The sequence below is a fragment of the Klebsiella sp. 1SOBk5mer genome (genome assembly GCF_046603115.1).
In the GTDB taxonomy this organism is placed as follows: Bacteria; Pseudomonadota; Gammaproteobacteria; order Enterobacterales; family Enterobacteriaceae; genus Klebsiella; species Klebsiella quasipneumoniae.
Map to the genome: position 1 here is coordinate 333291 of NZ_JBKIUU010000004.1, position 22567 is coordinate 355857.

The window sequence follows — 22567 nt, forward strand, 5'->3', positions numbered from 1 at the left end:
CCCTGCCGGTAGCGCCGGCAGGGGGAGCGTCGGGTTTCGCTTAATCCCGGTCGATGGCGAACGGCTGCCACGCCTGACGCACCGGCATCACCTCCACCCGGTTAATGTTCATATGCGCCGGCAGCGTGGCGATATAAAACATCTGCTCGGCGATATCGCGCGCGCTCAGCGGCGTGGTGCCGCGATAGAGCTTATCCGATGCCGCCTGGTCGCCCTTAGTGCGCACCAGGGTAAATTCGGTCTCGGCAATCCCCGGCGCCAGATCGGTGACCCGCACGCCGGTGCCAAGCAGATCGCAGCGCAGATTATAGCTGAACTGTTTTACAAAGGCCTTGCTGGCGCCATAGACATGGCTGCCGGGATAGGGCCACTGCCCGGCGATCGAGCCGATATTGATAATGCTCGCCCCGGCGCCATGGCGAATCAGCGTCGGCAGCAGGGCGTGGGTCATCGTCACCAGACCGGTGACGTTGGTGTCGATCATCGTTTTCCAGTCCTCCAGCGCCACCTCCTGCGCCGGCAGCGGCGACAGCGCCAGCCCGGCGTTGTTGATCAGGGTGGTGATATCGGCGAAATCGGCGGGCAGCGACGCCACGGCGGCAGCCACCGCCTCGCTGTCACGAACGTCAAGCTCAATAATATGCACCGGCACCTGGGCGGCGAGTCTGTCCTGCAAGGCCTTCAGTCGCGGATAGCGGCGCCCGCTCAACACCAGCGACCAGCCCGCGTCGGCAAACACCTGCGCTGCCGCTTCGCCAAAACCCGAGGTCGCCCCGGTGATAAACACTACGTTGCTCGTTGCCATCTCATTCTCCTGTGCGGTTGTCCCTTCACTATAAAAACGCCGGACGGCAAGGCACAGGGCCAGACGACGGGCGGGGATGTGACACCGTGTCACATCGTTTTGCACACACTGGCTCTATCCGATTTACGCGGCCGCGGCCAATGATGAAGTCAACCACTACGACATGAGAGAGGGCAGGGTATGAAGCTGGCAATTCACAACGAGGTCGCGGTAAGCAATGACGAAGTTCGGCAATTGGATCGCGCCTATGTGTTTCATTCATGGTCGATGCAGGGCAATCTCAACCCGCTGGTCATCGCCGGGGCGCAAGGCTGCGAGCTATGGGATTATGAGGGGAACACCTGGCTCGACTTCAGCAGCCAGCTGGTGAACGTCAACATTGGCTATCAACATCCCCGGGTGCTGGCGGCCATGAAGGCGCAGCTGGAGACCCTGGTCACCATTGCGCCCGCTACCGCCAACCTTGCCCGCGGCGAAGCGGCGAAGCGCATCGTCGATCTGGCGCCGGCGGGCTTCAGCAAGGTATTTTTCACCAACGCCGGGGCGGATGCCAATGAGAACGCGATTCGCATGGCGCGGCTGTATACCGGACGCGACAAGGTGCTGTCGGCCTATCGCTCCTACCATGGCAACACCGGCAGCGCGATCGCCGCCACCGGCGACTGGCGCCGGGTGCCGAATGAGTTTTCCCGTGGCCATGTGCATTTCTTCAATCCTTACCTTTACCGCAGCGAGTTCAACGCCGCGACCGAGGAGGAGGAGTGCCAGCGCGCGCTGGCCCATCTGCGGCGGATCATTGAATGCGAGGGGCCGACGGCTATCGCGGCGATCCTGCTGGAGTCCATCCCCGGCACCGCCGGGATCCTCGTGCCGCCGGCAGGCTATATGCAGGGCGTGCGCGCGCTGGCCGACGAGTTTGGCATCGTGCTGATCCTCGATGAGGTGATGGCCGGCTTTGGTCGTACCGGCAGCTGGTTCGCCTTCGAACAGGATGGCGTGGTGCCGGATCTGGTGACCTTTGCCAAGGGGGTTAACGCCGGCTACGTGCCGGCGGGCGGGGTGCTGATTAGCGAGCCGATTGCCCGCTATTTTGACGATCACTTCTTTGCCGGGGGGCTGACCTACTCCGGCCATCCGCTGGCGATGGCGGCGATTGTCGCCACCATCGACGCGATGAAAGAGGAGAAGGTGGTTGAGAACGCGGCCTATATCGGCAACGAGGTGCTGCGCCCCGGTCTCGAGGCGCTGGCGGAGAAGCACGCCATTATCGGCGAGGTGCGCGGTCGCGGCCTGTTCCAGGCGCTGGAGCTGGTGAGCAGCCGTGAACAAAAAACGCCGTTGACCGCCGCCGACATGACCGCGATCAAAGGGGCCCTGACCGAAGCCGGGCTGCTGGCCTTTGTGGTGGAGAACCGCATTCATGTGGTACCGCCGTGCACCATTACTGCTGAGCAGGTGGCGCAGGGCTTGGGGATTTTTGATGCGGTCTTCGCCCGCTTTGCCAGCCTGGCGAAGTAGGGGAGGGTAGCGGAAGCGACCACCGGACGGTTCCCTTTCCCTCCGGGAGAGGGCCAGGGGGAGGGGAAGCGCTGCCGTGTGGTTTTTTATGTTATCTGTGGCTTCAGCGTAGTTTGCGCTCCCGGCTAATCGTCTGCGTTATGTCAATTCCGGGCAGATTGCGCTCCCGGTTAATTTTCTGCGTTATGTCAATCATGGCGCAGGGAGCGCACAGGGGGCGGCCAGTCGCCGCCGCCCCCTGTACCCCCGGGCTCCGGCCAGCAAAATCGCCGCTGCGCGGTCCCTTCGACTTATCCCTGCAGGCTTCGGGTCGGGCCGAGGCAGCGTCCGTGCAAAACACGGCCCTCAGCCCGCATCCATGCGGGCTGCCCCGGCCTTCCGGGAACGTCTCAGCGATTTTGAGGCCGCCAGCACCGGCAGTTTCAGTGGCGCAAGTGGGTTAATTAACGGCTGGCTGCACGGCCCCTCCAGGCCGGGTAAGGCGCAGCCGCCACCCGGCAAAATAACGGCACAAGCGTCAATTTCCTTGTGCATACTGCGCCTGGCGGGGCTACAACTTCTATGTTATTTCCGGACAGATTGCGCTCCCGATATGTCTTCTGCGCTATGTCCCTTATGGCGCAGGGAGCGCACAGGGGGCGGCCAGTCGCCGCCGCCCCCTGTACCCCCGGGCTCCGGCCAGCAAAATCGCCACTGCGTGGTCCCTTCGACTTATCCCTGCAGGCTTCGGGTCGGGCCGAGGCAGCGTCCGTGCAAAACACGGCCCTCAGCCCGCATCCATGCGGGCTGCCCCGGCCTTCCGGGAACGTCTCAGCGATTTTGAGGCCGCCAGCACCGGCAGTTTCAGCAACAATGGTGAATAAATTAACGACAGGTCGTAAGAACGTAGGCCGGGTAAGGCGCAGCCGCCACCCGGCAACACCACGGATACCGTGCCTGATATCTTGCCCGGCGGCGCTGCGCTTGCACGGGCCTACGGGGTGTGAGCCTGTGAGTGGATCCTGTAGGCCGGGTAAGGCGCAGCCGCCACCCGGCAAAATAACGGCACAACCGGAAATGTCCTTGTTCGCACTGCGCCTGGCAGGGCTACAACTTCTATGTTAATTCCGGGCAGATTGCGCTCCCGGTTAATTTTCTGCGCTATGTCTCTTATGGCGCAGGGAGCGCACAGGGGGCGGCCAGTCGCCGCCGCCCCCTGTACCCCCGGGCTCCGGCCAGCAAAATCGCCACTGCGTGGTGCCTTCGACTTATCCCTGCAGGCTTCGGGTCGGGCCGAGGCAGCGTCCGTGCAAAACACGGCCCTCAGCCCGCATCCATGCGGGCTGCCCCGGCCTTCCGGGAACGTCTCAGCGATTTTGAGGCCGTCAGCACCGGCAGTTTCAGTCGCACAAGTGGGTGAATCAACGACAGGTCGCACGAACCCTCCAGGTCGGGTAAGCGAAGCGCCACCGACAAAACGATGGCTCCTCCGCTGACCTCACTTCATCCGGTGTTCCCCGTTGAGCAGCGCTTCGCGATCGAAAAAGCGCTGGATCACACCCTCCGCCATAAACGCCGCCCGATCGGACATATGGGCGATGACATCGGCATCGTGGCTGACCAGCAGATAGGTCATGCCGTGCTCCTGTTTCAGGCGATTAAGCAGATTGAGGATTTCCGCCTGCACCGACATATCCAGCGCCGAGGTCGGCTCATCCAGCAGCAGGATCTGCGGACGCAGCAGCAGGGCGCGGGCAATGGCCACGCGCTGCCGTTGACCGCCGGAGAGCTGGTGCGGATAGCGGCGTGCGGCGTCGGCGGCCAGACCCACCTGCTCAAGGGCGGTGGTCACCCGCGGGGCAACGTCGCGGATGCCGTGGATCTGCAGCGGCTCCGCCAGGGTGCGCCACAGGGTGTGGTTGGGATGCAGCGAAGCATACGGATCCTGAAATACCATCTGCACATTGCGTCGCAGCTCGCCCTGAAAGCGGGCGCCCGGCGCGATGGCCTGGCCCAGCAGCGCCACGCTGCCGCGCCATTCGCGCTGTAATCCGGCGAGCACGCGCAAAATCGTCGATTTGCCGCAGCCCGAGGCGCCGATCAGGCTGAAGGTTTCCCCGGCGTCGACACGGAAACTGGCGGCGGAAACCGCCGTCTTCGCGCCGAATGTTACCTGTAGATCCTTAAGATTAACGATCGCCATGGGTCGTCTCCGTAAAGTCCTGGGTTCTGTCGAGGGTCGGCAGCATCTGACCGTAGGTTTGCGCATTTGGCCGGCAGGTCCACAGGGTGCGGGTATAAGGGTGCGTCGCGGTCGGCAGCGCCCGCGCCGGCATCTCATCGACCTGTCTCCCCTGGTACATCACCAGCACGCGATCGCAATGCGCGGCCACCAGCGGTAGATCGTGGCTGATCAGTAACATGGCCATCTGCCGCTGCGCGCACTGCTCCACCAGCAGCTCGAGGATCTGGTTGCGCAGGCGGGCGTCAAGGGCCGAGGTCGGCTCGTCGGCTATCAGCACCCTCGGGTTATTGAGCAGCGCGAGGGCGATCATCACTCGCTGCCCCATCCCGCCGGAGAGCTCGCCGGGATAGCGGCTGAGGACCGGGAGATCCAGACCGACGGCGGCGATGGCGTCTTTGACCGCCTCGGCGCGAGCGCGGCGGCGGAGACGCTGATGCAGGGTTAACGCCTCCTCCAGCTGCGTCTGAATGGACTGCACCGGATTCAGCGCATAGCGTGGATCCTGCAGCACCATGGCGATATCGTTGCCGCGCAGTTCGCGCCAGCCGCGGGCGCTGAGGGTCAGCACATCGCGCCCCAGCACCTCCAGCCGTTCGGCGCTCACCACCCCGGGCTTGCGCACCAGGCCCATCAGCGCCCGGGCGGTCATCGATTTGCCGGAGCCGGATTCCCCCACCAGCGCCAGCCGCTCGTTGCCGAGGGTGAAGCTGATGTTATCCACCACCCGGGCGGTGGGGTAGTCGACGGCGAGTCCCTGGACGGTCAGTCGGATGTCAGTCATGTTGCGGCTCCAGAATATCGCGCAGGCCATCGCCCAGCAGGTTAAACGCCAGGCTGGCGAGCAGGATCGCCGCGCCGGGGATGGCGGCGATCCACCACTGATCGAAAATCACCTGCATCCCGTCGGCAATCATCGCTCCCCACTCCGCCATCGGCGGGCGGGCGCCCAGGCCGAGAAAGCCGAGCCCGGCGGCGGCGAGGATAATGCCCGCCAGATCGAGCGCCAGCCGGACAATCGCCGACGGCAGACACAGCGGCAGAATATGGCCGACCAGCAGCCGCCAGCCGCGGATGCCCAGCATCTCCGCCGCGGCGAGGTAATCGCTATGGCGCAGGCGCTGAATTTCGCTGCGCGCCTGACGGGCGTAGGCCGGCCAGGTAGTCAGGGCTAACGCCAACGCGCCGTTGACCAGCCCCGGGCCGAGCATCGCCACGAACGCGAAGGCGAGGATCAGCCGCGGCATCGACATCACCACGTCGGTAAAGCGCATCAGTATCCGCTCCAGCCACCCGCCATAGTAGCCGGAGAGAATACCCACCAGCAGACCGACGGGCAGGGTAATGGCGGTCACCAGCGCGACCAGACCCAGCGCCGGACGGGCGCCGTAGAGCAGGCGTGACAGCAGATCGCGGCCGTAGCTGTCGGTGCCGAGCCAGTGCCCCGCGCCCGGGCCCTGCAGACGGGCGGCGGCATCCTGCCAGTTGGGATCGTGCGGCGCCAGCCACGGGGCGAACAGCGCGGTCAGCACCAACAGGATCACCAGGGTCAGACCGCAGAAGGCGGCGGGTGAGCGGCGCAGACGGCGTAAAAACAGATAAGTCGGCATCAGCGCACCCTCGGGTCGGTTAACCGCACCAGCAGGTCGGTCAGGTTATTGATCAGCACAAAACTCACGCCGATCAGCAGCGTGCCGCCCATGATCGCCGTGGTATCTCCGGCGAACAGCGCGGTGGTGAGGTAGCGACCGATCCCCGGCCATGAGAAGACGGTTTCGGTGAGCACCGCCCCTTCGAGCATTGAGGTCCAGGCGAGGGCGGTTACCGTCAGCAGGGTGCCGCGGATATTGGGCAGAACGTGACGCAGCAGAATCGTCATCTCACCGGCCCCTTTGGCCCGCGCCAGCAGAATGTACTCTTTGTTCATTTCACTGAGACAGGCGGAGCGGGTCAGACGGGTGATGCTCGCCAGCGAGTAATAGGCCAGAACCAGCCCCGGCAGCAGCAGATGGCCGATAGCATTTTTGAAAGCCGCTGTATCGCCGGAGAGCCAGGTGTCGATCAGCGCAAAACCGCTGCGCGGCTCGACGGTGTACTGATAAATATCGTCGAGACGACCCGGGCCCGGCGCCCACTGCAGCCGGGCGTAGAACAGGGCCAGCATCAGCAGGCCGAGCCAGAATATCGGCACCGAGTTGCCCAACAGGGTAAAGGTGCGCACCGCCAGATCCCACGGCGAACCGGCGTAACGGGCGCACAGCACCCCGGCGACGATGCCCAGTACCGCGCCGACGATCAGCGCCAGGGTCGCCAGCTCAAGGGTCGCCGGGAAGACCGCCAGCAGATCGTGGAGCACCGGCTGGCCGGTGGCGCTGGCGATACCGAGATCGCCATGGGCCAGGTTGACCAGGTAGTGCCAGAACTGCACCGGCAGCGGCTGGTCGAGACCCAGCTGATGGCGAACCTGATCATAGGTCGACTGGCTGGCATGGTCGCCGACGATCTGCAGTACGCGGTCGACCGGCGACAGCGCGGAGAGCGAGAAGGTCACCAGCAGCAGCCCGAACAGCGTCAGCAGCAGGGTCAACAGCCCCTGCAGCAGGCGGGTAAGATGAGTGGAAAACGATGGCATGGAAAATGGAAATTCCTGGTATATCAACATGGTTCCCGGCGGCGCGACGCCCACCGGGTCCGGGTGGAGAAACGGTCATCCGGGCAGGGCGAGACCGCCATGCCCGGTAACATAACCCGCTTACTTGGTCACGTTATCGTACCAGACCATGTCGGCGTTCAGCCCCTGCTGATAGCCCTTCACGTTATCGCGCACCACGATCTGGGTTTTCCCCTGGTCAATAAAGACGTATGGCGAATGCTGCAGCAGGGTTTCCTGCATCGTTTTGTACAGGTCGAGGCGTTTTGCCGGGTCCGGCTCCGCCACCGCGGCGAGGGTGGCTTTATTCAGCTCAGGGATCTGCCAGCCGTTGAGCCCGGCCACGGTGCTGGATTTACCATCGTTCCACGCGAAGGCGCTGGCGTTGGAATGGGCATCAAAGTAGTCCGGGATCCACAGGCGGATCGCCGCCTGATGCTGCTTCGCGCGCACCCGGGCATAGACCTGGCTGCCGGCGGCCGGCAGGAGATCTACCTTCACCCCGCCCTGGGCGAAGCTGGCCTGCAGCGACTGGGCGATGGTGATAAACGGCGGTTTGTTCTCCACGTCGAGGGTGAAGTGCGCATCCTTAATGCCCGCTTTATCAAGGATAGCCTTAGCTTTTTGCGGGTCGAAGGCGAATGGATTGGTCTCCAGCGCCCCCGGCAGGCCGGCCGGCAGGAAGCTTTGATGAATAAAGTACTGGCCTTTCAGCAGATTTTTGGTGATGCCCTCATAATCGACCAGCCAGCGCGCCGCCTCCCAGAAGGCCGGATTATTGAGCAGCGGGTTGGCGCTGTTGGCGGTATTAAACACCAGATAGTTCTGCTCGGCGGACGGGATGCTCAGCACCTTCACGCCGGGTTTATCCTGCAGGGCGGCAATCTGGTCAGCGCCGAGATCGCGCGCCACGTCGGCATCCCCCTGCTGGATCAGCAGGCGGCGGGAAGCCGGGTCGGGGACGTTTTTAATAATGATGCTCTTGATCTTCGGCGCGCCGGTGGGGGAGCTGGCGTTGGCTTCCAGCACGATGGCCTGATGCGGCTGGTAGACGCGCATTTTATAGGCCCCGCTGCCCGCCGAGTGCATCTTCAGCCAGTCGTTGCCGAAGTCGTTATTTTTCGCGTTCGGCGCCACCTGTTTTTCATCAACGATGGAGGCGATGGGGGTGGAGAGAATATTCAGCGCCACCGCCGGGCTGACGTCGGCGGTCCAGTGCAGCGTCAGGGTATGGTCGTCAACCTTTTTCAGCTGGCTGGCGATGTTGTCCGGCTGCCAGCCGAGCACGTTGAGAATAAACGCCGGCGATTTATTCAGCGTCACCGCGCGGGTGTAAGAGAAAATCACATCTTCCGGGCGCAGCGGATTACCGGAGGCGAATTTGGCATCCGGCTTCAGTTTGATGGTCAGGGTTTTCGTCGCCGGGTCGGCCTGCCAGCTTTCGGCGAGGATCGGTACGATTTTTTCAGGGTTGTTGCGGTCCGGCTGTACCAGACGCTGGTAGAGGCTGGGCACCGTCTGAATGCTGGAGAGTTCGTTTGCTTCCGCCGGGTCGAGGCTGACGATATCGTCGAGACCCTGGGCGACCACCAGCGTGTTGGGCGGCGTGGCGGCATGCGCGGCGGCGGAGAGCGCCGTCAGTACCAGTAAAGGCAACAGTTTCTTGGTCATATGCAATCCCTGAAAAATGGTTATTTTAATTTTTTATGCTTCGCTACGTTAGGCCGCTTGCCAAAAGGCGTAAAGTCAAAATAAGGATATCCTTATGCTAAAAACGCATAATCAAGAACGACAGGTTATTGCCAGGCGTGCAGAAGCGCCTTTCTCCGCTGCTGGCTTCTTGCTATAACGCATTGTCTATTGCGAGGAGGTGGGTGTGCCGGAAATCAATGAGTTTGGCCAGCAGGTGAACGATCTTGTCCCTGGCTGGCAGGGGGCGCGAGTCCTGCGGCGAACGGCGTTAAATGGCCGTTTTTGTCGACTGGAGCCGCTGGACGTTGACCGTCATGCGGCGGATCTGTTTGCCGCCTATGCGCTAGGCGACAACAGCGACTGGACGTGGCTGGCGTCTACGCGGCCGGAGAGCGTGGCGGCGACCGCCCACTGGATCGCGGGCAAGGTGAATGATGATGCTCTGGTGCCCTACGCGGTGATTGACCTGCGTAGCGAGCAGGCGGTGGGCATCGTCAGCTATATGGCGATCGAACGGGAAATGGGCACGGTTGAGATCGGCCATGTCACCTGGTCGCGACGGATGAAAAACACCCCGCTGGGTACCGAAGCGGTCTGGCTGTTGCTGAAGAACGGCTTTGATCATGGCTACCGTCGGCTGGAGTGGAAATGCGATTCGATGAATGTCGCCTCGCGCCGGGCCGCCGAGCGGTTGGGCTTTAGCTGGGAAGGGCGCCTGCGGCAGAGGCTGGTGCGCAAAGGGCGGACGCGCGACAGCGATATGCTGTCCATCATCGATGGCGAGTGGCCTGCGCGCGATGCAGCGCTGCGGGCATGGCTGGCGGTGGAGAACTTTACTGCCGACGGGCAGCAGATCAAACGCCTGGAGGCGTTTCGCTAACATCAGAGGCTGTCCCGACCTTCCGGGAACGCCTCTGCGATTTTGACGCCGCCGATACCGGTGGCGTAAGTGGCTACATTAACCGCTGGCCGCCCGGACCGTAGGCCGGGCAAGGCATAGCCGCCGTCCGGCCTAAACGATTAGCGGCGAACCGGCGCGTCACCAGCGACATAATACGCCGCCGTGCTGCGCGGCAGCGGCTGGCGGCCGCGAATGGCGTCAGCCATCTTCTCGCCGATCATAATGGTGGTGGCGTTCAGGTTGCCGGTGATGATCTGCGGCATAATTGACGCATCGACCACCCGCACTCCTTCCAGACCGTGGACCCGGCCTTCGCCGTCGACCACCGCCATCTCGTCGTAACCCATCTTACAGGTCCCGCACGGGTGGAACGCGGTCTCGGCGTGGTTGCGCACAAACTCATCCAGCTCGGCATCGCTCTGGCAGTCAATACCCGGGCTGATTTCGCGGCCGCGATACTTATCCAGCGCCGGCTGGTTCATGATCTCCCGGGTGATGCGAATGGCGTCGCGGAACTCCTGCCAATCCTGCTCATGGGACATATAGTTAAACAGGATCGCCGGATGGGCGTGTGGGTCGCGCGACTTCAGACGCACGTGGCCGCGGCTGGGAGAACGCATCGAACCGACGTGGCACTGGAAGCCATGCTCTTTCACCGCGTTGGAGCCATTGTAGTTAATCGCCACCGGCAGGAAATGGTACTGAATGTTCGGCCAGGCGAACTCTGCGCGGCTGCGGATAAAACCGCCTGCTTCGAACTGGTTGCTGGCGCCGATCCCGGTGCCGCCGAACAGCCACTCGGCGCCGATCTTCGGCTGGTTCCACCACTGCAGCGCCGGGTAGAGCGACACCGGCTCTTTGCACTCGTACTGCAGGTACATCTCCAGATGGTCCTGCAGATTCTCACCCACGCCGGGGAGATCGTGGACCACCGGGATATCGAACTGCCTGAGCAGCTCGGGGTTGCCGACGCCGGAGCGCTGCAGGATCTGCGGCGAGGCAATCGCCCCGGCGCACAGCAGCACCTCTTTGTTGGCCGTCGCTTTTGACGGGATAGTGCTTTCCCCCTCCAGCCACTCGACGCCCACCGCGCGCTTGCCGGAAAAAATAATGTGATCGGTCAGCGCATGGGTGCGAATGGTCAGGTTGGGGCGACCGCGCGCCTGGTCGAGATAGCCGCGGGCGGTGCTGGCGCGACGGCCCTGCGGCGTCACGGTGCGGTCCATCGGACCAAAGCCTTCCTGTTGGTAGCCGTTGAGATCGTCGGTGCGCGGATACCCCGCCTGCACTCCGGCTTCAACCATCGCCTCGAAGAGCGGATTATTGCCGGGCTTCGGCGTGGTGACGCTCACCGGGCCATCGCCGCCGTGATAGTCGTTGGGCCCGATATCGCGGGTTTCCGCTTTCCGGTAGTAGGGCAGGCAGTCGAGATAGCTCCAGTGTTCCAGTCCCGGGGCGGCGGCCCAGTTATCGAGGTCCAGAGCGTTGCCGCGAATGTAGCACATGCCGTTAATCAGCGAGGAGCCGCCGAGCCCTTTGCCGCGCCCGCACTCCATGCGGCGGTGGTTCATATAGGGCTCCGGTTCGGTCTCGTAGGCCCAGTTGTAGCGTTTGCCCTGCAGCGGGTAAGCCAGCGCGGCGGGCATCTGGGTGCGAAAATCGAACCGGTAGTCCGGGCCGCCGGCCTCCAGCAGCAGGACGGTGGTGTTTGGATCTTCAGTCAGTCGTGTCGCCAGAACGTTGCCGGCGGAGCCGGCGCCAATAATGATGTAGTCAAATTGCAAAAAAACCTCCCGGTTAAAATATGGACTGGAATTTACCCATCTCAACCTGGATGGACTTCACCTGGGTGTAACTCTGCAGGGTCATCACGCCGTTCTCGCGGCCAATACCGGAGTGCTTATAGCCGCCGACCGGCATCTCCGCCGGGGATTCCCCCCAGCTGTTGATCCAGCAGATGCCGGCTTCCAGCTGATGAATGGTGCCGTGGGCGCGGTTCAGGTCGGCAGTGACGATACCCGCCGCCAGACCGTAGTCGGTATCGTTGGCGCGGCGGATCGCTTCTTCTTCGGACGCGTAGCTGAGGATGGACATCACCGGGCCGAAGATCTCCTCGCGCACGATGGTCATCTCATCGGTGCAGTCGGTAAACACCGTCGGGGCCACCCATGCGCCGTTGTCAAAGCCTTCGCCCTTCAGCACGTCGCCGCCGCACAGCAGGCGCGCGCCTTCTGCTTTGCCTTTGGCGATGTAGCGCAGCACATTGTCACGGTGCGGGAAGCTGACCAGCGGGCCAAAGTTGGTGGTTTCATCGAACAGATCGCCCGCGCGGATGCGGCCCACGCGCTCAACGATTTTCTGCTCAAACGCCGCCTTAACCTTCGCGGGGACGAACACGCGGGTGCCGTTGGTGCACACCTGGCCGGAGCTGAAGAAGTTGGCCATCATGGCGATGTCGGCCGCGAGATCGAGATCCGCATCGTCGAAAATAATCAGCGGCGATTTACCGCCCAGCTCCATGGTGACCTCCTTCAGCGATGTGGCTGCGGAGTTGGCCATCACCTTTTTGCCGCTGGCGACGCCGCCGGTAAAGGAGACTTTAGCGATGCCCGGATGTTCAGTCAGGTACTGGCCGGTCTCCGCACCCACGCCCGGCAGGACGTTAAACACCCCGTCCGGCAGGCCCGCTTCGCTGTAAATTTCCGCCAGCCTGAGGGCGGTGAGCGGGGTGACTTCGCTCGGTTTGAAAATCATTGCATTGCCGGCGGCCAGCGCTGGCGCCGATTTCCACAGGGCGATCTGGATCGGATAGTTCCACGCGCCGATCCCGGCCACCACACCCAGCGGTTCGCGGCGGGTGTAGACGAACGACGTCTCGCGCAGGGGGATCTGACTGCCTTCCAGCGCCGGGATCAGCCCCGCGTAATACTCCAGCACGTCGGCGCCGGTGACGATGTCCACGGTTGAGGTTTCGGAATACGCTTTACCGGTGTCGAGGGTTTCCAGCTTTGCCAGCTCGTCGTTCCGCTCGCGCAGGATATCGACGGCGCGACGCAGGATGCGCGAGCGTTCCATGGCGGTCATCGCCGCCCAGATTTTTTGCCCGCGCCGCGCGCTCTCGACGGCGCGGTCGACATCCTCGCGTCCGGCAGCCTGAACGGTCGCCAGCACCTCGCCAGTGGCAGGGTTGATGGTCTCGAAGGTGCGACCGCTGGTGGCCGATGTATAACCACCATTAATATAAAGCTGCTGTTCTGCCATTCGGGACATAACGCCTCCTCGGTTATGGGTTCGGTAAATGCTGACGAATAAAGTGGCTGGTCAGCGACTGCGCCAGCGTCTTATCCAGCGGTTTGCCGCTGAGCGCCGCTCGCAGCCACAGGCCGTCTATCAGCGCAGCCAGCCCGTAGCCGGCCTCCTGGGCCTGCTCGCGCGGCAGCTCGCGGCGGAACTCGTACACCAGGTTTGACAGCAGGCGGCGGCTGCTCACCTGCTGCAGGCGGTAGAGCATCGGCTGGTGCATGCTGCTGGCCCAGAAGGCCAGCCAGGCCTTCATCGCCGCGCTGCTGATCTGCGTCTCATCAAAGTTGCCGCCGACTATCGCCTGCAGACGCTCTCCGGCGCTGCCGTCCGGCAGGGCGTGCAGACGGTTAAGCACCGCGTCGCGCAGCTGGCTGGTGATGTCGCGCATGGTCGCTTCCAGCAGACCATTTTTGTCTTTGAAATAGTGACTGATGATCCCCGTCGATACGCCCGCCCGCCGGGCGATCTGCGCGATGGTCGCGTCGTGCATTCCGACTTCATTTATTGCGTCCAGCGTGGCGTCGATCAGTTGCCTGCGCCGGATTGGCTGCATCCCCAGTTTGGGCATTTTTGCCACTCCATTCATCAGCGTTGGTTAACTATTAAAGCGGTTTTTGATTGGACGTTCAATATAAAATGTGTCTTAATTGTTACGTTATTGAATTTTAATAGTTACAAAAACAGTGGGGATACTGGATGACAGATCTTTCGCAAAACAGAGAAAAGGACAAAATCAATCCGGTGGTTTTTTATACCTCGGCCGGACTGATTTTGTTGTTTTCCCTGATGACGATCTTTTTTCGCGATTTTTCTGCCGAGTGGATTGGGCGCACCCTGGACTGGGTGTCGAAAACCTTCGGCTGGTACTATCTGCTGGCGGCGACGCTGTATATCGTCTTCGTCGTCTGCATTGCCTGTTCGCGCTTCGGCTCGGTGAAGCTCGGGCCGGAGCAGTCTAAGCCCGAGTTCAGCCTGCTGAGCTGGGCGGCGATGCTGTTCGCCGCCGGGATCGGCATCGACCTGATGTTCTTCTCGGTCGCCGAACCGGTGACGCAATATATGCAGCCGCCGGAAGGGGCGGGGCAGACCATCGAGGCGGCGCGCCAGGCGATGGTGTGGACGCTATTCCACTACGGACTCACCGGCTGGTCGATGTATGCCCTGATGGGCATGGCGCTGGGATACTTTAGCTATCGTTATAATTTACCGCTCACCATCCGCTCGGCGCTCTATCCTATCTTCGGGAAAAAGATTAATGGCCCCATCGGCCACAGCGTCGATATCGCGGCGGTGATCGGCACCATCTTCGGCATCGCCACCACCCTCGGCATTGGCGTGGTGCAGCTCAACTACGGTCTGAGCGTGCTGTTCGATATTCCTGACTCGCTGGCGGCGAAGGCGGCCCTGATAGCGCTGTCGGTGATCATCGCCACCATCTCGGTCACCTCCGGGGTGGACAAGGGCATCCGCGTGCTCTCCGAGCTGAACGTCGCCCTCGCGCTGGGGCTGATCCTGTTCGTGCTGTTCATGGGCGATACCTCCTTCCTGCTCAATGCGTTAGTGCTGAACGTCGGCGACTACGTCAACCGCTTTATGGGCATGACGCTGAACAGCTTCGCCTTCGACCGCCCGGTGGAGTGGATGAACAACTGGACGCTCTTTTTCTGGGCGTGGTGGGTGGCCTGGTCGCCGTTCGTTGGCCTGTTCCTGGCGCGCATTTCGCGCGGGCGCACCATCCGCCAGTTTGTGATGGGCACCCTGATTATTCCGTTCACCTTTACCCTGCTGTGGCTGTCGGTGTTCGGCAACAGCGCGCTGTATGAGATCATCCACGGCGACGCGGCCTTTGCCGGGGAGGCGATGCTCCACCCGGAGCGCGGCTTCTACAGCCTGCTGGCGCAGTATCCGGCGTTTACCTTTAGCGCGTCGGTGGCGACCATTACCGGTCTGCTGTTCTACGTCACCTCTGCCGACTCCGGCGCGCTGGTGCTGGGAAACTTTACCTCGAAGCTGAAGGACATCAACAGCGACTCCCCGAACTGGCTGCGCATCTTCTGGTCGGTGGCTATCGGTCTGTTGACCCTCGGGATGCTGATGACCAACGGCATCTCGGCGCTGCAGAACACCACGGTGATCATGGGGCTGCCGTTCAGCTTTGTGATTTTCTTCGTGATGGCCGGACTGTATAAGTCCCTGAAGGTGGAAGATTACCGCCGGGTTAGCGCCAGCCGCGACACTGCCCCGCGCCCGCTCGGCCTGCAGGATCGGCTGAGCTGGAAGAAGCGCCTGTCGCGGCTGATGAATTACCCGGGCACGCGCTATACCAAACAGATGATGGAGACGGTGTGCTTCCCGGCGATGGAGGAGGTTGCCCAGGAGCTGCGGCTGCGCGGCGCCGCGGTGGAACTGAAGAGCCTGCCGCCGGAAGAGGGCGAGAACCTTGGTCACCTCGATCTGCTGGTGCACATGGGCGACGAGCAGAACTTTATCTACAAGATCTGGCCGCAGCAGTACTCGGTGCCGGGCTTTACCTATCGGGCGCGCAGCGGGAAATCCACCTATTACCGGCTGGAGACCTTCCTGCTGGAGGGCAGCCAGGGTAACGACCTGATGGACTACAGCAAAGAGCAGGTGATCACCGATATTCTCGACCAGTACGAGCGGCACCTGAACTTTATCCATCTGCACAGGGAAGCGCCGGGGAACAGCGTGATGTTCCCGGATGGCTAGTCAGGGGAACCCCCGTCGGGGAAAGACTGACGGGGGCGACGGGCTGTTACTGGTAGTTAAAAGCGTCCGGATGGTTGTCGAGGCTGCCGCTGAGGGCGGCAAACAGCACGGTTTTGCCATCAATGGACAGGGCGTCGCTGACGTTAAGCCAGGTCAGCTTCTCCTGGTCGGTTTTTTCATCGACCACCGAGTAAACGCCTGACATCTGTTTGGTTTTTTCCGACCAGATCACCGCGATACGCTCATGGCCGCAGTCGTGGGGTTTGCAGGCGCTTAACACCTGCCAGGATTCGCTACCCAGCTTCACCGTCTGCGCCGGCGAACCGGTGCCGCCGGTGATCACCCAGGCGGGCAGCTGATGGCCTTTGACCATCTGGTTAAACGACGCCCGGGTGGCGGTATCGTGGGCCAGACTGTTCAGCGTGACGTCGCCTTGCGCCATGACGCTGGCGGAGGCGGCTAAGGCGATAATAGCGGTAAGCGTTTTAAACATGTTTCCTCCTGGACTTATTCCGTCCTCATAACAAGCCTCTTTATAGTGAGCGTAGATAATGATTAATGCAAACTATGACATAAATCCCGTGAATGATTAGCAGCGGTGCGCGCATGGACGTTACGCTAAGCGATATGCCATGATGCGGATTGATTAAAATTTTCCAATATATGCCCTTGTGATAAAGCAGTTAGCGAAATGGCATAGTTATTCAGGCGATAAAGCATGGCGTATGTGAATCATCTACTGACGTTTATTGAGAGTAATCCGGCGCTGGCGGTGGGATTTAACCTTATTCTGCTGCTGCTCTCTGGCATATTTGCCCACCTTTTATGCAAGTTCTTGCTGATTAAAGTGGTGCGTAAGGTCTTCTTTGGCAGCCATAAACAGGACGTGCCGCTGGAGAAGGATCGACGCATCGCCGAAAAGTTGTCCAATTTCATTCCGGTTATTATCGTCTATTACGTTCTGCAGTTTATGCCAGCGATGCCGGCATCGCTGGTAACGGCGATTAATACCATCTGCGGGATCTTGTTTTTTATTTTTATGTCGGTGTTTTTCAACGAGATGCTGGATATTGTCAACAGCTCTTATCTGCGAAAAACCAAACGTAAAAATCATTCCATTAAGGGCTATATCCAGATAGGCAAAATCTTAGTCCACATCCTGGCGGCGATTATGATCCTCGCCGTGATGTCGAACAAATCGCCGATCATTATTATCTCCAGTCTGGGGGCGGTGGCGGCGGTGCTGATGATCGTCTTCCAGCATACCCTGCTGTCGTTGGTGGCGAACGTTCAGCTGTCGTCCAACGACGTGCTCCAGCTGGGGGACTGGATTGAAATGCCTGACAAGAACCTCAGCGGTGAGGTGACGGATATCGCGCTGCACACCATTACCATCCGTAACTGGGACAATACCATTTCCCGTATTCCCACCAAGAATTTCCTCACCGAGACCTATACCAACTGGCAGGCGATGTTCTCCTCCGGGGCGCGGCGGATCATGCGCAGTATCGCCATCGATCAGCACTCGGTGCGTTTTCTCAACCAGGAGATGCTCTCCTCGATGCTGACTATCCGCGGGGTAAGCGAGCCTCTGACCACGCTGCTTGACGGTCGCGATCCCGGCGGCGTGGCGGACCGCTGGTTTGTCGATAACGGCCTGACCAACCTGACCCTGTTTCGCCACTACCTGATGCACTATCTCGCCGAGCGACCGGATATTATTAAGGAGATGTATATTGTGGCGAGGACGCTGAAACCGTCGCCGTCGGGCATCCCGTTAGAGATTTACTGCTTTACCTCTTCGACGCTGTGGAAAGACTACGAGAATACCCAGTCGGCGATATTTGAGTACATTACCGCGGTGGCCGGGCAATTTTCCCTGCGCCTCTATCAGTATCCCGCCGGGCACGATTTCTGGCGTCTCTCCCAGGAGCACGCCGCCCGGGCGGGCCTGCCGCCGTCGGCGGAAGGTTAAGCGCTGAGCTGCTGACGCCAGAGGGCGATCTCCTCCTCCAGCCAGGCGATGAACCGGGCGACTTCCGGGCGGTTCTCCGCCTGCGGGGAGACGGTCAGCCAGTAGTGCCAGGGGTAGGGGACGGTGACGGCGGTGAGCTGCACCAGCTCGCCGCGGGCTATCGCCCCCGCCACCAGCGAGCGCCGCTCCAGCGCCACGCCCGCTCCCAGTCGAACCGCCTCCAGCACCAGGTTGGAGTCGTTCAGGCGCAGGCCCGCAGGAATGATTGTCTTTTCCAGCCCCGCCTGGCTGCACCAGGCGTTCCAGGACTCCATGGAAAAAACGATATCGCTGGCGGCGATCGCCTGCGGGGTGGTCGGCAGGTCGCCGCTGCGATAGTGCGGCGCGGCCACCACCAGCTGTTCATCGGCAAACAGATGTCGGCTTTCCATCCCCTCCCAGTCGCCTTGCCCCATGCGAATGGCCAGATCGATCCCCTCCTGCTGCAGGTTGACCACCGCCAGGCTGGTCAGCAGGCGCACCGCGATCTGCGGATGCCGCGCCTGAAAGCGCGCCAGCCGCGGCAGCAGCCAGTGGCAGCCAAAGGAGGGGAGCGTCGCCAGGGTCAGTTCCATCGTGCGGGGTTTGATCCGCACCATCCGCGTGGCGTCGGCGATGTGCTGTAACGCCTCGCGGATTTGCAGGGCATAGAGCCGCCCCTCTTCCGTGATGCGCACCCCGCGGCCGTGGCGGACAAACAGTGTGACGCCGACCAGGGCTTCCAGCTGTTTGATGTGCTGGCTGACCGCCGAATGGGTCACGCTCATCTCGTGGGCGGCCTGCGTCACGCTGCCGAGGCGCGCCACCGCCTCAAAGCTGCGCAGGCTGGCGACAGGGGGAAAATCTGCCATGGTCATCTCTCTTGTCAGGGCGTCAATACGTTAACGTTACTACCGGGTTAGCGGGTTTTAAAGCCGCCGCGAGCAGACAGTGGACGGGCTTCATTCGCTCTCAGTCGTTATAGCACAGGGGAGACAGGCGGACTACCCGGTGGCGCCAATTTGTTAGTTCTTCTAACCTTTGCGGTAAGCATCCCCTGATATTCGCGGGGCGGGTTTTCCAGTAAGGTAAGCCAGCAACCCCTTTATCGCAGGCAGGAGTGACGATGAAACTCATTGGTATGATGGATTCACCTTATGTAAGACGCGTGGCGGTTTCTCTGGCGCTCTATGGCGTGGAATTCGAGAGCCTGCCGCTGTCGGTCTTTAGCGGCTTTGATGAATTCTCCCGTATTAATCCGGTGGTCAAGGCGCCGACGGTGGTTCTCGATGACGGGACACAGCTGATGGACTCCACGCTGATCCTCCACTATTTCGAAACGACCCATCCCGCCGGACGCCGGCTGCTTCCCGCGCATCCCGAGGCGCTGGCCCGCGACCTGCACCTGCTGGGGGTGATCCTCGCCGCCAGTGAAAAAGCGGTCCAGCATGTTTATGAGCACCGTCTGCGGCCGGAGGAGAAGCAGCATCAGCCGTGGATAGCCCGGGTGACCGGTCAACTGCTCGCCGCCTGTCGGGAATGGGACGCCCGGCTGGCAGACCGCGTTGCCGCCGCGCAGCCGGACCAGGTGTTGGTCACCAGCACGGTGGTCTGGTCCTTTATCCAGTTGATGATCCCGACGGTGGTGCCGGCAACGGCGTTTCCGCATATCCGCGCGCTGGCGGAGAAAGGAGAGGCGCTGCCGGCGTTTCAACAGTATCCCCTGAGTTAACGGCGGGGATGGCGCGTTGGATTGCAGCCGGACGAAGACGTTATCGCCCGGCTGAGTTGCGCTCAGCGTCTTGCCAGCGTCACCGCGTGTTGCCAGGACTGCCATCGCTGCACAAGCCGATGATGCCGGAGCGGGTCTGGCGCATAAGTGATGTGTTCTGGCAAAAAGGGCTGAAGCTCTGCCACCGTCAGCTTGTGCAACGCTTTACGCGCCAGCAGTGCCGCACCGGTCGCTGACAGCTCGGCCACATCGCTGCGCATCACCGGACAACCCAGCAGGTCGGCCTGGTACTGCATTAACCAGTCGTTTTTGGTGGGGCCCCCATCCACCAGCAGCGTGTTGAGCGTAAAGCCATGATGGGCACGCATCGCAGTGATTACATCGGCAATCTGGTAGGTAATAGACTCGAGCGCGGCACGAATGAGATGGGCACGCTTCACCCCCCGGCTTAACCCATGGATCAGTCCGCGGGCATTCTCGTCCCACCAGGGCGCCCCCATGCCGGTGAGGGCGGGTACAAAAAAGACGCCTAAGGTGGAGTCTACCGAGCGAGGCAGAGCATTCAGCGCCTGGGCCAGCTCAACGGGAGAGAGTTCGCTCAAGCCCGTACTGTCGGCCATCCACGCCACCGCATCGCCAGTATGGGGAATATTCCCCTCTAGTGCATAGACCAGCTTTTCTCCGTCGTGCCAGGCCACCGTGGTGGCGAGATTGCTGACGTGACACGCCACCGAATCGACGGGCGCCATCACCGAGGTTCCTGTACCGTAAGTAGCTTTAACGCAACCGGCGGCGCCCAGACCGTGGGCGAAAAGGGCGGCATGTGAATCGCCAATCATCGCCATTACCGGGATCCCATCAGGGAGGGTGGCTAAACCAGCGGTGTAACCAAACAGGCCGCTCGATGGTTTTATCACTGGGAGTGCTGCACGCGGAATGCCAAACAGGGCGAGCATATCGGTATCCCAGCCCGCTGTTTGCAGATTCATGAGCTGCGTACGAGACGCGTTCGCGTAATCACAACAAAATTGCTGGCCTTGCGTCAGGTGCCAGAGTAGCCAGCTATCCACCGTACCGAGGCAAATCTCGCCATCTTTCGCCCGGATGAGGCCATCCGGCGTGTGGTCCAACAGCCAGCGCATTTTCGAGGCGGAAAAGAGCGGGGCGATTGGCAGACCGGTTACCGCCTTGATCTGCGGCTCATGGCCTTGTTCACGCAGCGAGCGGCAAAATGTGGCGCTACGTGAACATTGCCAGCTCAGGGCGGGCGCTATGGCCTCGCCCGTTTCCCGATACCAGCCCACGACGGTTTCGCGCTGGTTGCTGATCGCCAGGGCCGCCACACGCTCCGCGCCAACAGCGGCCACTGTGCGAGAAATCACCTCCAGCGACGCGGCAAGCAGAAGCTCCGCTGACTGTTCTACCCATCCTTCCTGAGGCGTAGCGATCTCAAGCGCGCGGGAAAATTGCGCGATTACCCGCCCGTGGCTATCGAAGGCAACGGCTTTGGCATTGGTCGTGCCCTCATCGAGGGCAATAATAATATCCTTGTTTACCGACATAGCGGCCTCCGGCCTTACTGGTGGAGATAGGTCGACACGCCCAGGTATCGCGTAAACGCCTCGTGCAGAATTGAAGCACTGGCAGAATGGTTCATCGCGACATGGTGCTCAAAGCCGTTACGGCAGATCCACGACAGCAGATTTTCCAGGTGGGGAACCTGAATGACCGCCCGACAGCCTACCGTATCCAGGGGATCGTCAACCGATTGGCCTTCGCCGACGTAGGCCTTGATTTCGCCAGTCAGGTCGTCAGTGCTGAGGCGAAAATAGGTCAGCGCGCCGCTTTTCATGCGACCATGCACGGCACCGCAGGTGTTTTCTTTGCCGACGGTGGTGCCGATAATATCGGCCGTTCCCATGTGCGGCGACTCGAGACTGGCCGAGGCAAAGTTCCCGCAATGGAACAGCACACATTTATCGCGATCGTCGCCGAAGTTATTATTCCAGTCCGCGATCGAGGCGGGGCTCAGGTTGCTGCTGGCGAGCGCATACATGGAGAGCGCACCCATGACATCGACTTCACAGGCGCTTGGCATCAGTTGTCCGGACATCACGCTCATGATGGAGCAGACGTTAATCCCCAGATTTTCCTGTAGCGAGGTCCAGCACTGAATCGCGGTGGTGTCGATATCGTTGGCAACAATCCACTCGCTCAGGACCACAAACAGTTTTGCCATAGTGATCAGTTTATCTGCCGGAATACCGCTGGCGTCGGCATTATCGATCAGCAGGCGGCGCTTCTCATCCACACGAATATCGTCATCACGCAGGCACTTAATCCGGGTAAATACCTCGGATAGATCTAACGTTTCCACTGCGATGCCCAAACGTTCGAGCAGTTTTTCGCTGTAGCGCACGGTGTTAAAGCCCGCAGGACGGGCGCCAATCGCGCCAACGCGTACACCGCGCATACTGTTTACCACGCGACATATCTGCGTGAAGCGCCGGAGATCCTGCTCAAACACCTCGCCGCTAAGTGCGCAAACGTGCTGGGTGGTCAGCGTAAACGGGATACCGTACTGGCGCAGGTTGTTGCAAAGGGAAATTTTGCCGCAGAAGCTATCGCGGCGCGTCGACAACCCCATTTTATCCAGATTATCCTCTTCGGCCTGAATAAGCACCGGGACGTTGAGACCGGAGAGGCGCAGCGTCTCGGCGATGGCTTTTTCATCACCAAAGTTGGGTAACAGCACCACGACACCGTGAATGTTGTCGCGGTGGGTGCGGAACAGCTCGGCGCAAATTTTGGCATCCTGCCGGGTTTCCACGCCACCCAGTTCCGTCTGGGATGGATCAAGCATAATGGTGTTAATCCCAAGGCGGCTAAACAGGGCTACCGCCTGTTCGCGCGCTTCGGCGACCAGATAGCTGGGGAAAAATCCCCGATTGCCAATAATGACGCCCATGGTGAGTTGTTGAGGAATACGGGACATTGCGTTCTCTCCAGTAAGATGTTCTTG

The 22567-nt window shown here is 61.2% G+C and carries 18 protein-coding genes; 5 read left to right on the plus strand and 13 right to left on the minus strand.

Going from position 1 to position 22567, the window contains the following annotated elements; translation table 11 throughout:
* Positions 1-40: 40 nt before the first annotated feature.
* Entirely contained in the window at positions 41-805 is a 765-nt protein-coding gene (locus ACLH1U_RS12585; RefSeq protein ID WP_023288749.1) for an SDR family NAD(P)-dependent oxidoreductase, read from the minus strand.
* Positions 806-985: 180 nt separating this feature from the next.
* On the opposite strand from ACLH1U_RS12585, the gene ACLH1U_RS12590 reads away from it, so the two are divergent.
* The gene (locus ACLH1U_RS12590; protein WP_411299276.1) at positions 986-2323 is read left to right on the plus strand and encodes an aspartate aminotransferase family protein; all 1338 of its coding nucleotides are present in this window, start codon (positions 986-988) and stop codon (positions 2321-2323) included.
* 1477 nt (positions 2324-3800) lie between these two features.
* On the opposite strand, the gene ACLH1U_RS12595 is transcribed toward ACLH1U_RS12590, so the two are convergent.
* The 5 genes from ACLH1U_RS12595 to ACLH1U_RS12615 form a co-directional block, all read right to left on the minus strand.
* Positions 3801-4505, minus strand: a complete 705-nt coding sequence (locus tag ACLH1U_RS12595; RefSeq protein WP_032455040.1) for an ABC transporter ATP-binding protein — start codon at positions 4503-4505, stop codon at positions 3801-3803.
* A complete protein-coding gene (locus ACLH1U_RS12600) occupies positions 4492-5328 on the minus strand; it encodes an ABC transporter ATP-binding protein (protein WP_072421333.1) in 837 nt (278 codons plus the stop codon). The genes ACLH1U_RS12595 and ACLH1U_RS12600 overlap by 14 nt, the downstream gene beginning before the upstream one ends.
* Positions 5321-6154, minus strand: a complete 834-nt coding sequence (locus tag ACLH1U_RS12605) for an ABC transporter permease (protein ID WP_032455042.1) — start codon at positions 6152-6154, stop codon at positions 5321-5323. The genes ACLH1U_RS12600 and ACLH1U_RS12605 overlap by 8 nt, the downstream gene beginning before the upstream one ends.
* On the minus strand, positions 6154-7176 hold the full coding sequence (locus ACLH1U_RS12610; RefSeq protein ID WP_044521521.1) for an ABC transporter permease: 1023 nt from the start codon (positions 7174-7176) through the stop codon (positions 6154-6156). The genes ACLH1U_RS12605 and ACLH1U_RS12610 overlap by 1 nt, the downstream gene beginning before the upstream one ends.
* A gap of 120 nt (positions 7177-7296) precedes the next feature.
* Entirely contained in the window at positions 7297-8865 is a 1569-nt protein-coding gene (locus tag ACLH1U_RS12615) for an ABC transporter substrate-binding protein (protein WP_023288755.1), read from the minus strand.
* Between the two features lie 205 nt (positions 8866-9070).
* Between ACLH1U_RS12615 and ACLH1U_RS12620 the strand changes: the two genes are divergently transcribed.
* Positions 9071-9766: a GNAT family N-acetyltransferase gene (locus ACLH1U_RS12620; RefSeq protein WP_032455045.1), complete on the plus strand. Its 696-nt coding sequence runs from the start codon at positions 9071-9073 to the stop codon at positions 9764-9766.
* Positions 9767-9906: 140 nt separating this feature from the next.
* On the opposite strand, the gene betA is transcribed toward ACLH1U_RS12620, so the two are convergent.
* From betA to betI, 3 genes are read right to left on the minus strand one after another with little or no spacing between them, the layout of a single operon-like run.
* Entirely contained in the window at positions 9907-11571 is a 1665-nt protein-coding gene (gene betA / locus ACLH1U_RS12625) for a choline dehydrogenase (RefSeq protein ID WP_023288757.1), read from the minus strand.
* 13 nt (positions 11572-11584) lie between these two features.
* Complete coding sequence (gene betB, locus ACLH1U_RS12630; protein ID WP_065804687.1) at positions 11585-13057, minus strand: betaine-aldehyde dehydrogenase; 1473 nt, start codon at positions 13055-13057, stop codon at positions 11585-11587.
* Positions 13058-13070: 13 nt separating this feature from the next.
* On the minus strand, positions 13071-13658 hold the full coding sequence (gene betI / locus ACLH1U_RS12635; protein ID WP_023288759.1) for a transcriptional regulator BetI: 588 nt from the start codon (positions 13656-13658) through the stop codon (positions 13071-13073).
* A gap of 128 nt (positions 13659-13786) precedes the next feature.
* Between betI and betT the strand changes: the two genes are divergently transcribed.
* Positions 13787-15820: a choline BCCT transporter BetT gene (gene betT, locus ACLH1U_RS12640; RefSeq protein ID WP_023288760.1), complete on the plus strand. Its 2034-nt coding sequence runs from the start codon at positions 13787-13789 to the stop codon at positions 15818-15820.
* Positions 15821-15866: 46 nt separating this feature from the next.
* Here betT and ivy read toward each other — a convergent pair whose 3' ends face one another.
* Positions 15867-16313, minus strand: coding sequence for an Ivy family C-type lysozyme inhibitor (ivy, locus tag ACLH1U_RS12645; protein ID WP_411299277.1), 447 nt, complete (start codon positions 16311-16313; stop codon positions 15867-15869).
* 225 nt (positions 16314-16538) lie between these two features.
* Between ivy and ACLH1U_RS12650 the strand changes: the two genes are divergently transcribed.
* Entirely contained in the window at positions 16539-17795 is a 1257-nt protein-coding gene (locus ACLH1U_RS12650; protein ID WP_023288762.1) for a mechanosensitive ion channel family protein, read from the plus strand.
* Here the strand turns inward: ACLH1U_RS12650 and ACLH1U_RS12655 are convergent.
* Positions 17792-18685, minus strand: coding sequence for a LysR substrate-binding domain-containing protein (locus ACLH1U_RS12655; protein WP_110211996.1), 894 nt, complete (start codon positions 18683-18685; stop codon positions 17792-17794). The two genes, ACLH1U_RS12650 and ACLH1U_RS12655, sit on opposite strands and share 4 nt — an antisense overlap.
* Before the next feature lie 254 nt (positions 18686-18939).
* Here ACLH1U_RS12655 and ACLH1U_RS12660 point away from each other — a divergent pair, with 254 nt between their 5' ends.
* The gene (locus ACLH1U_RS12660; RefSeq protein ID WP_032455047.1) at positions 18940-19545 is read left to right on the plus strand and encodes a glutathione S-transferase family protein; all 606 of its coding nucleotides are present in this window, start codon (positions 18940-18942) and stop codon (positions 19543-19545) included.
* 62 nt (positions 19546-19607) lie between these two features.
* On the opposite strand, the gene ACLH1U_RS12665 is transcribed toward ACLH1U_RS12660, so the two are convergent.
* Complete coding sequence (locus tag ACLH1U_RS12665) at positions 19608-21107, minus strand: FGGY family carbohydrate kinase (protein ID WP_411299278.1); 1500 nt, start codon at positions 21105-21107, stop codon at positions 19608-19610.
* A gap of 14 nt (positions 21108-21121) precedes the next feature.
* On the minus strand, positions 21122-22540 hold the full coding sequence (locus ACLH1U_RS12670) for an L-fucose/L-arabinose isomerase family protein (protein WP_004885694.1): 1419 nt from the start codon (positions 22538-22540) through the stop codon (positions 21122-21124).
* Positions 22541-22567 lie beyond the last annotated feature (27 nt).